Source organism: Brevibacillus fluminis, from assembly GCF_052072235.1.
Taxonomy (GTDB): domain Bacteria; phylum Bacillota; class Bacilli; order Brevibacillales; family Brevibacillaceae; genus Brevibacillus_D; species Brevibacillus_D fluminis_A.
This window is the reverse complement of the sequence record NZ_CM125436.1, coordinates 5,450,001-5,462,042: the sequence shown is the minus strand read 5'-3', so window position 1 is coordinate 5,462,042 and position 12,042 is coordinate 5,450,001. Positions and strand designations below refer to the sequence as shown.

12 protein-coding genes (1 of these 12 cut by a window edge) are annotated in these 12,042 nt (G+C 51.5%); 10 read left to right on the top strand and 2 right to left on the bottom strand.

Going from position 1 to position 12,042, the window contains the following annotated elements:
• The first annotated feature begins 1 nt into the window (after position 1).
• A complete protein-coding gene (uvrA, locus tag ACTID9_RS26700) occupies positions 2-2,869 on the top strand; it encodes an excinuclease ABC subunit UvrA (RefSeq protein WP_441068363.1) in 2,868 nt (955 codons plus the stop codon).
• 6 nt (positions 2,870-2,875) lie between these two features.
• Positions 2,876-3,235, top strand: coding sequence for a phage holin family protein (locus tag ACTID9_RS26695; RefSeq protein WP_441068361.1), 360 nt, complete (start codon positions 2,876-2,878; stop codon positions 3,233-3,235).
• Between the two features lie 194 nt (positions 3,236-3,429).
• Here the strand turns inward: ACTID9_RS26695 and ACTID9_RS26690 are convergent, their stop codons facing one another.
• Entirely contained in the window at positions 3,430-4,056 is a 627-nt protein-coding gene (locus ACTID9_RS26690; protein ID WP_441068359.1) for an accessory gene regulator ArgB-like protein, read from the bottom strand.
• A gap of 17 nt (positions 4,057-4,073) precedes the next feature.
• Entirely contained in the window at positions 4,074-5,396 is a 1,323-nt protein-coding gene (locus ACTID9_RS26685; protein WP_441068357.1) for a sensor histidine kinase, read from the bottom strand.
• A 298-nt stretch (positions 5,397-5,694) separates the two neighbouring features.
• Here ACTID9_RS26685 and hprK point away from each other — a divergent pair, with 298 nt between their 5' ends.
• From hprK to hisA, 8 genes are all read left to right on the top strand, one after another.
• Positions 5,695-6,630, top strand: a complete 936-nt coding sequence (gene hprK / locus ACTID9_RS26680) for an HPr(Ser) kinase/phosphatase (RefSeq protein WP_441068355.1) — start codon at positions 5,695-5,697, stop codon at positions 6,628-6,630.
• Between the two features lie 22 nt (positions 6,631-6,652).
• Entirely contained in the window at positions 6,653-7,138 is a 486-nt protein-coding gene (locus tag ACTID9_RS26675; RefSeq protein WP_441068353.1) for an acyltransferase, read from the top strand.
• 159 nt (positions 7,139-7,297) lie between these two features.
• A complete protein-coding gene (locus tag ACTID9_RS26670) occupies positions 7,298-8,479 on the top strand; it encodes an ATP phosphoribosyltransferase regulatory subunit (RefSeq protein WP_441068351.1) in 1,182 nt (393 codons plus the stop codon).
• A complete protein-coding gene (gene hisG / locus ACTID9_RS26665) occupies positions 8,476-9,123 on the top strand; it encodes an ATP phosphoribosyltransferase (RefSeq protein WP_441068348.1) in 648 nt (215 codons plus the stop codon). Before ACTID9_RS26670 ends, hisG begins: the two co-directional genes overlap by 4 nt.
• Before the next feature lie 16 nt (positions 9,124-9,139).
• Positions 9,140-10,408: a histidinol dehydrogenase gene (gene hisD, locus ACTID9_RS26660; protein WP_441072740.1), complete on the top strand. Its 1,269-nt coding sequence runs from the start codon at positions 9,140-9,142 to the stop codon at positions 10,406-10,408.
• A gap of 23 nt (positions 10,409-10,431) precedes the next feature.
• Entirely contained in the window at positions 10,432-11,028 is a 597-nt protein-coding gene (hisB, locus tag ACTID9_RS26655) for an imidazoleglycerol-phosphate dehydratase HisB (protein ID WP_441068346.1), read from the top strand.
• A gap of 1 nt (position 11,029) precedes the next feature.
• On the top strand, positions 11,030-11,650 hold the full coding sequence (gene hisH / locus ACTID9_RS26650; protein WP_441068344.1) for an imidazole glycerol phosphate synthase subunit HisH: 621 nt from the start codon (positions 11,030-11,032) through the stop codon (positions 11,648-11,650).
• Positions 11,647-12,042 carry the 5' portion of a 1-(5-phosphoribosyl)-5-[(5-phosphoribosylamino)methylideneamino]imidazole-4-carboxamide isomerase gene (hisA, locus tag ACTID9_RS26645; protein WP_441068342.1) on the top strand. The gene runs 342 nt beyond the window's last position, so only the first 396 of its 738 coding nucleotides appear in the window; its start codon is at positions 11,647-11,649; its stop codon lies off the right edge, out of view. Before hisH ends, hisA begins: the two co-directional genes overlap by 4 nt.

Sequence of the window (12,042 nt, the reverse complement as noted above, 5' to 3'; positions counted from 1 at the left end):
CATGCCGCTAGAGCATATCGTCGTAAAAGGAGCACGTGCACACAATCTGAAAAATGTAGATGTGGTGATTCCGCGCGACAAGTTCGTCGTTTTGACCGGCTTGTCCGGTTCCGGTAAATCATCGCTCGCTTTCGATACCATTTATGCCGAGGGGCAACGGCGGTACGTAGAATCTCTCTCCGCTTATGCGAGGCAGTTCCTCGGTCAAATGGATAAGCCGGATGTCGATTCGATCGAGGGATTGTCTCCGGCGATTTCCATCGACCAAAAAACGACAAGCCGCAACCCGCGCTCGACCGTCGGGACCGTCACGGAGATTTATGACTACCTGCGCTTGATGTATGCGCGGATCGGAAAAGCGGTCTGCCCGGAGCACGGCATCGAAATCCAGTCGCAAACCGTCGAGCAGATGGTGGACCGAATCATGGAATTCCCCGAAAAGACCCGCATGCAAATCCTCGCCCCGCTTGTCCAAGGGCGCAAGGGGGAGCATGTCAAACTGCTGGAAGACATCCGCAAGCAAGGGTTCGTGCGCGTGCGCGTGGATGGCGAAGTGCGGGACTTGTCAGAGGAAATCAAGCTGGAGAAAAACAAAAAGCACAGCATCGAGGTTGTAATCGACCGGATCGTGGTGAAGCCGGATGCCCATGCGCGGGTGGCTGACTCCTTGGAAACCGCGATTCGTCTGGCCGATGGCAAAGTCATCGTGGACGTGATCGATCAGGAGGAGCTGCTGTTCAGCGAAAAACACGCTTGCCCGATCTGCGGCTTTTCGATCGGCGAGCTGGAACCGCGTATTTTCTCCTTCAACAGCCCGTATGGCGCGTGCCCGGAATGCGACGGGCTGGGTGTGAAGCTGGAGGTTGACCCCGATATGGTCGTGCCCGATATGACCAAATCGATGGAAGAAGGGGCGATCGAGGCTTGGGAGCCGAAGTCCTCGACGTATTATCAGCAGCTGCTGGAGTCGGCTTGCCGCCATTTCAACATTCGCATGGATGTTCCGATGGAGGAGCTTCCGCCTGAGCATGTGCAGATCATTCTGTACGGTTCCGAGGGGGAAAAGATTCATTTCCGTTATGAAAATGAATTCGGCCAGGTGCGCGAAGCGGTCGTTCCGTTCGAAGGGGTCATCCCCAACCTGCAGCGCCGCCATTTGGAAACCAGCTCAGACTTCATCCGCGAACAGATCGAAGGCTTCATGAGCCAAAAGCCGTGCCCCGTGTGCAAAGGGCAGCGCTTGCGGCAGGAAAGCCTTGCTGTCAAAGTAGGGGAGCGCAACATTTCCGAGCTGACCGACCTGTCGATCGCGGATGCCCATCAGTTTGCGAGCGGCCTTGATCTGAATGAGAAGGACGCCAAAATCGCCAATTTGATTATCAAGGAAATCAAAGCCCGCTTGCAGTTTCTGGTCGATGTCGGCCTGGATTACCTGACATTAAGCCGAGCAGCCGGCACGCTGTCCGGGGGAGAGGCACAGCGCATCCGCTTGGCAACCCAGATCGGGTCCAGCCTGATGGGGGTTCTCTATATTCTGGATGAGCCGAGCATCGGTCTGCATCAGCGGGACAACGCACGCCTGATCAAGACGCTCGAACACATGACCAGCCTCGGCAACACGCTCATCGTCGTCGAGCATGACGAGGATACGATGATGGCGTGCGATTATATCATCGACATCGGACCGGGAGCGGGCATCCATGGCGGACAAGTGATTGCGGAAGGAACGCCGCAGGAAGTGATGGAAAACCCGAATTCGCTGACCGGTGCCTATTTGAGCGGCCGCAAGTTCATCGCCGTACCTCCCGAGCGCCGCAAGCCAAATGGCAAAAAGCTGCGCATCGAAGGGGCGAAGGAAAACAACCTGAACAACGTCAGCGTCGATATTCCGTTGGGGATCTTCGTCGCGGTCACAGGCGTATCCGGTTCCGGGAAAAGTACACTCATAAACGAGATTTTGCATAAAGCGCTGGCGCGCGAGCTGAACAAGGCCAAAGCGAAGCCGGGTGAATACCGCAAGCTGACCGGACTTGAGCATCTCGACAAGGTGATCGATATCGACCAGTCGCCAATCGGCCGTACGCCGCGTTCCAATCCGGCTACCTACACCGGCGTATTCGATGATATTCGCGACCTGTTCGCATCCACGAATGAGGCAAAGGTACGCGGCTACAAAAAAGGCAGATTCAGCTTCAATGTCAAAGGCGGACGATGCGAGGCTTGCAGCGGCGACGGCATCATCAAGATCGAGATGCACTTCCTCCCTGACGTTTACGTACCGTGCGAGGTTTGCCACGGCAAGCGCTACAATCGGGAAACGCTCGATGTGAAATACAAAGGCAAGAGCATTGCCGACGTCCTGGAGATGACGGTGGAGGATTCCTTGGAGTATTTCAAGAACTTGCCGCGCATCGAGCGCAAAATTCAGACACTGTTGGATGTTGGTCTGGGCTACATGAAGCTGGGTCAGCCCGCTACCACACTGTCCGGCGGGGAGGCGCAGCGGGTGAAGCTCGCTTCTGAGCTGTATCGCAGAAGCACAGGGCGCACCTTGTATATTTTGGATGAACCGACGACAGGGCTTCATACCGACGACATCGATCGTTTGCTCAAAGTGCTGCAGCGCCTTGTCGACAACGGCGATACCGTGTTGGTCATCGAACACAATCTCGACGTGATCAAGACAGTCGACTATATAATTGACCTGGGCCCGGAAGGCGGTACCCGAGGCGGACACATCGTTGCGACGGGCACGCCGGAAGAAGTGGTTAAGGTGAAAGGCTCTTACACCGGTCAATTTTTGGAACCGATACTCGAGCGTGACCGCAAGCGGACGCAACAACGAATCGAGCAGCTTGTCACGGGGTGATAACAAATGTTTCGCTGGATCATCCGCCTGCTCCTGAACGGAGCAGCGCTTCTTTTCATCAGCTGGCTTTTCCAAAGCATTCAGGTGACAGGGTACGGCGTTGCCGTCCTGGCTGCGTTTATCCTGGGCATCGTAAACACGCTGATTCGCCCGATCTTACACTTCTTCACCACGCCATTCCGCTGGCTGACGCTCGGCCTGTTCTGGTTCGTCGTCAATGCGATTACGTTCGCATTGACGGCCTACCTGATCGAAGGCTTCGAAGTCGGCCCTTGGCCAGACTCCTTCATCACAACCGTCCTGGCCGCAGCGCTGATGAGTTTGTTCGGCTGGTGCATCGAGCAGATTACGAGCAAGTCTGAATAAATGGATGACAGGAAAAATACAAAAAGCGTTCTGCCGATGGGGCAGGACGCTTTTTGTTTGAATGACTGTTTATTCACCTCTAAGATGAGGTGGCTTTGGTTCGTAGATATATGAAACACATAAAATCCCCGCTAAATTCATGGCAGACAACGTTGCAAAAAAACTGCAAGACAGTACCGCTAACTTCTTAAACATTACCGTTCAACCCCTTCTCGTAAAAAAGTTTTTTCGAAACGTTTTACAAGATGAAAAGAAAGAGGATGCAGAAGTAAAGCTTGTAAAAGGACGGCAAAGCTATAAGCATAAGCGAGGTTGTAATAGTTAAAATATAGCAGGAAATACGCCAATGGACAACCTAAAATTAGGAAAGTAGTGACAATTCTCTTGCTTTTTCTTTTTGCTTCGTCACTAATCTGCACATAGGTATGATTTGCGGGAGCATACCGCCAGTTGACGACAAACGAAAATACGACAGCGACCATGATCGTAATCGAAGCGAAAAGAAAATTGGTCGTTGGCATGTGCTTGACAGCCAAACCAAGCGATAGAGCCAAAATATTGCCTACGATAAAGCAAGAGTGTGGGTTGCTTAAATGTACACCTCCCGTAAAGTTACGGAAAAGAAAATAGAAAAAGGAAAGAACGATTGTTTCCGAAAAGGAGTTGAGAAACCATGAGCAAACAGCGAGGGACAGGACTGTAAGCAAGTACAAGAGAAAAATTTCAATTCCATGCGAGACTTGTCCGACAGTATGAGAGGCATCTGTATTAGAAACAAGTTTTTTGGCAATTCGAATCGATAGCTTTTCACTCCAACTCATCGTATCCCATCCTCCAATTATTTCTGCAGCGTGATAAGAAATTTGGTGACGCCATTTTTTGAGTCTAAGGAAATGGTTGCATTGTACCTGTCGATAATATTTTTCACCACGGCCAACCCAACGCCACCTTCACCAGATGGTTTTGTTGTAACACCCAGGTCATAGATATGGGCTTGTTTTTCAAGTGGAATTGTCGGGCCGCTGTTCTCGATCAACAGGAATTGCTCTTTGTCGGTTTCACCCCATTTCAGGAGAATATATCGATCATCGTTATTTTCTCCTTGTAATGTTGCGCGAATCGAATTATCTAATAAATTCCCTAAAACGGCAGTTACATCCTTTGACTTCATTTTCTCGAACTGCAGGATGCTGTCGATTTCAAGTCGGAAATTGATGTGATTTGCAACGCAGATTGCCATTTTAGAGTGGAGTAATGCGGACACTGCCGGGTTTTTTACACCTTCGACAACTTGAACAAGGTCAGTTGCTTCTTTCAATAAGTGCTTTACGTACTCGGCTGCCAGATCATATCTTTCTACCTTTAAAAACCCATCCAACGCTGTATAATGGTTTATCCCATCGTGCTTGATAGAACGGATTGCCGTTACGAGATCTTGGATATTTTGCAAATATGGCTTTTCTGTTTCCTCTTCCACACGGTTAATTGCGAGTGTAAGGTATTTCCAAAACAGAAGAACAAGAATAATGTAAAGGACCAAGATAATGACAAGATACACTGTCATCTGTAACGAGATGAATTGAGTAAGATCGTCAACGTTGCTTTTTTTAACGAGATAGGTTGTACTTAGTGACATTATTAACAAAAATTCTATTCCACCAGTCCATAAGACCAACACCAAAAAACGGTGGTGTTTGCTTTTGGGAATGATTTTCCGTATATCAAATTTTAATTTCCGCAAAAGAATCGTCAGCAACACAAGTAGCAGCAAATAGAACCAGACTGCCCCGATTAGTAAATAAGGCTGATGTAGAAGCTGATCTAAATTGACTTTAAAACTTTGAAATAGCATTAATACGAAAAATTCTGATGTAATCGAAAAAATAAAAGCACTTGTACAGACACCGATAGTCAGCCAAATCGTCAAGCGGAAAAGAAAAAAGACCAGAACATTCATCCACAAAAAGAGCGAAAGTATTTTAATTAAGTAAGGCAATTCGATGTTTGACAAAATAGTGGTCATTACTGAAAAAAGAATGCCGAAAATCGCCCATTTTCGTAAATTAGGCAAAAGTGCCTGATTAAATACAGCGAAACCTACCATGAGAAAAATAAAAGCTTCCGGTAAGTCTATAAATAGGTAATTAGAAAATACGTTCAATTTCTGGCCTCCTTTCCAGGCACTAGTCAGTTATTTTATCAACAAGTATGGAATAATTCGGATAGTCGTCAATTTAATCTTAGGCGAAAATTCTGGTTATGTAAACGATATCCATTTTCGCTGAAAATCAGGTAGTTGTAGCTAGGGCTACCATTTCGCTACAATATACATAATAAAAAGTGGAGCCTGCATCGCATGCGATACCGCTAGACGAGGAAACGCATGCTGCACGCAAGTGGCCTTATCCACGTGAACGAAAAACGTCGAGTCGTTTTTCTCGAAAAAAGGGGAAAAAGAGATGCGCAAAACCAAGGTAAGCAATCTGGTCGAACATTTTCATATGAAAGTTTTGAGTGGTGAGGAAGGACTGGGTCGCGAAATTACCGTGACCGACCTCAGCCGTCCGGGCCTGCAATTGGCCGGTTACTTTCCGCACTACGCTTCTGAGCGAATCCAGCTGATGGGAATCTCGGAAATCGAGTTTTTCTCCACATTGAGCAGGGAAGTGCGCTTGGAACGAATGCGCTTGCTGATGCAGGACAATACGCCTTGTCTGTGCGTATCCCGCAATCAAGACGTGGCGCCTGAGATGATTGAGGTGTCCAATGAGCGGAACATCCCGATTCTCCAATCGCCTTTGGCAACGACCAGTTTGGTCAGCAAGTTAACGAACTTTTTAGAGAATAAGCTGGCGCCGACGTCAACGGTACATGGCGTGTTGACGGATATTTACGGTGTCGGCGTCTTGATCATGGGCTCAAGCGGTATCGGGAAAAGCGAAACAGCGCTTGAGCTGGTCAAGCGCGGGCACAGGCTGGTGGCGGACGATGCGGTCGAGATCCGGCAGACCCAACAGGGACAGCTTATCGGCAGCGCGCCCGAGCTGATTCAGCATTTGCTGGAGATTCGCGGCGTCGGCATCATCAACGTTATGACGATGTTCGGAGCGGGGGCCGTGCGCAACGCCAAAAACATCGCGATGGTCGTGCGCCTGGAGCTGTGGGAAGAGCACAAAATGTACGAGCGGCTGGGGCTGGATGAGGAACGTTTCAAGCTGATCGATACCGAGATTCCGATTCTTACCGTGCCGGTTCGCCCGGGCCGTAACTTGGCGGTCATCATCGAGGTGGCGGCGATGAACTTCAGGCTGAAACGGATGGGCTACAACGCAGCGATGACGTTCTCCAAACGGCTGACCGATACTATCGAGGATGTGGATTCCGACATCTATTGAGAGCGAAGGAGCAAAGTGATCTATGCCTCGTAACACGGAACGCTACACGGTGAACGGTGCCAACCCGCTGTGGCAGCTATACAAGACAGTGAGCTTTTGGAAAGTGATGAAAAACTTTACCGTCATACAGATGGCCCGCTATTGTCCCATTCTTTCTTGGAAAAATTGGCTGTACCGGACCTTTCTACACATGGAGATCGGGAGCCAATCGGCGGTCGCGCTGATGGTCATGATGGACATCATGTTCCCGGAGCGAATCAAGATCGGCAACGATTGCGTGATCGGCTACAACACGACCATTTTGGCCCATGAATATTTGGTTGACGAGTATCGGTTAGGGGATGTCCGGATCGGGAGCAAGGTGCTGATCGGAGCGAACTGCACGATTCTCCCGGGGGTGACCATTGGCGATGGAGCGATTGTGGCGGCGGGAACCGTCGTGCATAAAGACGTCCCGGCTCGTACGTTTGTCGGCGGCAATCCGATGCAAATTATCAAAGAACTGTAAATAAGAAGGGGGAGAAGAGATTCTCTCCTTTTTATCTTGCCAGCAAAAGTCAATTTTTCAGTCTCATGTTGACTGCATTCTGATAACGTGATAAAGTGTTCCTAACACAAAGCGCTTTATCTTGTTAGAGAAGTAAAGCATTCGGAGGGGAAGTTTTCAATGTCTAAGCCGTTGGTATTCGAAAAACCGCTGGGCATGCGGGACATATTGCCTGAGTCGTTGGCGAAGCAACGGCATCTGGAAGCGGCATTGAAGCATTGTATCGAGCGGTGGGGCTATGAAGAAATTGCCACTCCATCATTGGAGTATTACGACACCGTCGGGTTGGCCAGCGCGACATTGGCTGACCGGATGTTTAAATTGCTGGACAAACAAGGGCATACCGTCGTTCTCCGGCCGGATATGACGACACCGATCGCACGCGTCGTATCTTCCTTATATAAAGATGTGCCGCTGCCGATCCGCTTGTTCTACCAGGCGAATGTGTTCCGTGCGCAGGAAAAAGAAGCGGGACGCAATGCGGAATTTTTCCAGACGGGCGTAGAGCTGATCGGTGACGCATCGGTGGATGCTGACGCGGAGGCGATCGCGATCGCCATCTATTGTCTGCAAGCTGCGAACGTTTCGCCGATCAAGATCGCGATCGGTCATGTCGATTTTCTTGACGGGCTTTTGGACGAAATCATTACCGATCCGATCATTCATGAGAAGTTCCGCCGCTTTTTGCATGACAACGACTATGTCAGCTATCGCCATTTGGCAGACACGGTGGAAATTGGCGATCAGGATCGCAAACGGCTGCATGCCATCTTGAATTTGCGCGGCGGCAAGGCAAAAATCGCGGAGGCGCGGGAGCTGACCATCAACGGCAAGGCGCGCAAAGCGGTTCAAACGATCGAATCGCTCTGGCAGGCGCTTGAAGCTTACGGTGTCACCGAGCACGTTTTGCTGGATTTCAACCTGATCAGCAACCTCAACTATTACACCGGCGTCGTGTTCGAAGGATATGCGGCAGACCTCGGTTCTCCGTTGGTTACCGGCGGGCGCTACGACAAATTGCTCGACCAGTTTGGACGACCGGCTCCGGCAACAGGTTTTGCCATCAAAATGGATCGGCTGATGCAGGTGACATCCTTCGAACAAGGCGTGGAAAAAAAGACAACCGTCATAGGGTACGCCGCTGCCAATCGTGAGCAGGCCGTGACGATGGCACAGCAGCTGCGCAAGGAAGGAAAAGTGGTCATCACCCACTTGCTGGCAGATGGCGAAACGCTTGCAGCATTTGCACAGCGCGGAAATTGCGAGACGATCTGCTTGGTGGCACAGGAGGGAAATTCATGACACGGGGAATCAATGACCAAAAGCTGACGATCGCGATGCCGAAAGGTCGCATTTTCGAGGAGTCGCTCGTCTTTTTACAGCAATCGGGGTTGAATGTGACCGCTGATTTGAAGGAATCCCGCAAGCTGATCATCCCTGTCGAAGGGGCGCAGCTCGAATTTATTTTAGCCAAGCCGACGGACGTTCCGACGTATGTGGAATACGGTGTCGCAGACGTTGGGGTGGTTGGCAAGGACGTACTGTTGGAAGAGGAACGGGATGTATACGAGCTGCTTGATTTGCAGATCGGCTACTGCCGGATGATGGTTGCGGGTATGCCAGACTGGAAGCCGGTTGAGGCGCCGCGCGTCGCGACGAAATATCCGCGCATCGCCAGCCGTTATTTCCGTGAGCAGGGCCAGCAGGTGGAAGTCATCAAGCTGAACGGCTCGGTTGAACTCGCCCCGCTGATCGGATTGGCGGATCGGATCGTGGATATTGTTTCCACGGGTCAAACGCTGCGGGAGAACGGACTCACCGAGATGGAGCATATTTGCGAAATCACCACACGCTTTATCGCAAACCGCGCCAGCTACCGGATGAAAAGCGAAGCGGTCGATGACATCGCCAACAAATTTTTGCAAGTAATTCCAAAGCGGAAGTAGGAGTGGGGACGACGTGATTACAATTGTCAGCTCAACCGATTTCGATACGAGACGCAGCATCGACAGCGGCACGGAAACGCAGGTGCGTGCGGTGCAAGAAATTCTGTCGCGCGTAAAGGAAGAAGGGGACGAGGCGGTACGGGCGTATACGGAGCGTTTTGACCGGGTCAGACTGGAGCAGTTTCGGGTAACCGAAGAGGAAATCGCGCAAGCGGCAGGTCAGCTTGATCCGCTGGTGCTGGAAGCGCTGACCGAAGCGGCGCAAAATATCCGCGATTTCCACGCCAGACAAGTTCGGCAATCATGGTTCACGACCAAAGAGAGCGGCACGATGCTCGGTCAAATCATCCGGCCGCTGAAGCGAGTCGGACTGTACGTTCCAGGCGGCTCTGCTGCGTATCCTTCTTCCGTCTTGATGAATGCCATTCCAGCCCAAATCGCCGGCGTAAGAGAGATCATTATCGTGACGCCGCCTGGTCAGGACGGAACGATCAATCCAGCGATCCTGGCGGCGGCGCAAATTGCGGGCGTGAAGCAGATTTACAAAATGGGCGGGGCGCAAGCGATCGGGGCGCTCACATACGGGACAAAGCAAGTTCCCGCCGTCGACAAAATCGTTGGGCCTGGCAACATTTATGTGGCGCTGGCCAAGCGGGAAGTGTATGGACTGGTCGATATCGACATGGTTGCAGGGCCAAGCGAGATCGTCGTTTTGGCCGATGAAACAGCAGAGCCGCGCTATGTGGCTGCTGATATGCTGTCGCAGGCCGAGCATGATCCGATGGCTTCCGCCGTCTTGGTCACGAACTCGAAAAAGCTGGCAGAGCAAGTCGCGACCGAGCTTGAGCGCCAGGTTGCCCTGCTGCCAAGACGCGAAATTGCCGAGGCTTCCATTCGGAATCACGGAGCGATTTGTCTGGTCGACAATCTTGACGCCGGCTTCGATGTCGTAAATCGACTGGCACCTGAACATTTGGAATTGTTGATCGAAAATCCATTTGAACAATTGGGCAAAGTGGAGAATGCAGGAGCCATTTTCCTCGGAGAATACAGTTCAGAACCGGTAGGCGACTATTTTGCCGGAACGAATCACGTGCTTCCGACCAATGGCGCAGCGCGGTTCGCATCCGGCTTGTCTGTGGATGAATTTATCAAAAAATCGAGCGTCGTCTCTTACAGCAAACAGGATTTGGCGCGCAATGGCAAAAAAATCATGGCGCTGGCCGAGCAGGAAGGGTTGTCGGCCCATGCGCGTGCGATAGAAGAACGATTAAAAGACCTATAGAAAAAACAGGAGTGAGAACAATCATGGAAGCAGTCAATCGATCCGCCCGCATCAGCCGCAAAACAAATGAGACAGACATTACGCTTGGCTTTGGCATTGATGGCGAAGGGAAAAACCGCCTGGAGACGGACGTTCCGTTTCTGAATCACATGCTGGATTTGTTCGCCAAGCACGGACAGTTTAATTTGGATGTTGTGGCAAAAGGGGATATCGAAATCGACTACCACCACACGGTCGAGGATATTGGCATTTGCTTGGGGAAGGCGCTGCGGGAAGCGCTTGGCGACAAAAAAGGAATCAAGCGGTATGGCAACGCGTTTGTTCCGATGGATGACTCGCTGGCACAGGTGGTCATCGATTTGAGCAACCGCCCGCATCTGGAATACCGCGCAGCCTACCCATCCACGCAGGTGGGCCAATTTCCGACCGAGCTGGTCCATGAATTTTTGTGGAAGCTCGCGCTGGAAGCGAGAATGAATTTGCACGTGATCCTGCACTACGGTCAAAATACGCACCACATGATTGAAGCGATCTTTAAAGCGTTGGGCCGCGCTCTGGATGAGGCCACTTCCATTGATCCGCGCGTCAAGGGCGTGCCGTCAACCAAAGGGGTTTTGTAACATGATCGGGATCGTTGACTATGGAATGGGCAATCTGTTCAGCATCAGCAAGGCGTTGGAGCGTCTTGGCTATGACTACGAATTTGTCACCGATGCTGGAAAGCTGTCCGCCTATGATGGACTTTTGCTTCCGGGAGTAGGGGCATTTGGAGATGCGATGCGCAACATTCGCGAGCTTTCCTTGGATCGGGCGCTTCGAGACTATGCGGCGAGCGGCAAACCGATTCTGGGCATTTGCTTGGGCATGCAGCTTTTGTTCTCGCGCAGCGAAGAGCATGGCTCACATGAAGGGCTTGGCCTGCTTTCCGGGGAAGTGGTCCGTTTTCAAGGCGATTATAAAATCCCGCACATGGGCTGGAACCGGCTGTCGTTGAAAAAAGGCGCGAGTCCGCTTCTTGATGGGGTAAAGGATGGCGATTATGTCTATTTTGTTCACTCGTTCCATGTGCGTGTACAAAGTGACGACGTGTTGCTGGCAACAGCTGATTATTATCAGGATGTAACGGCCATCGTAGGCCGCGGAAATGTATATGGCATGCAGTTCCACCCGGAGAAGAGCGGGGATACGGGCATGCGCCTGCTGGACAACTTTGCGAAACAATGTGAGGGGGTTACAACGTGAGTTTTACCATCTATCCAGCCATCGATATTCGTGGCGGAAAATGCGTGCGGCTGTTCCAGGGAGACTACGCACAAGAAACGGTATACGGGGAGTCGCCGCTCGATGTGGCCAAGCAGTGGGTTGCGCAAGGGGCGAAATGGCTTCACCTGGTCGATTTGGACGGTGCGAAAGCAGGACAGCCTGTGCATGCCGAGCTGGTGCTATCGATCGCCCGTTCTGTCGATGTGCCGGTGCAGATCGGCGGAGGAATCCGGACGCTTGAAGATGTGGCCGCCTATTTGGAAGGTGGCGTCGCTCGCGTCATTATCGGCACCGCTGCGCTGGAGAACCGGGCCTTCATGGAACAAGCGCTGTCCCGGTACGGCAATCAGATCGCCATTGGCCTGGATTGC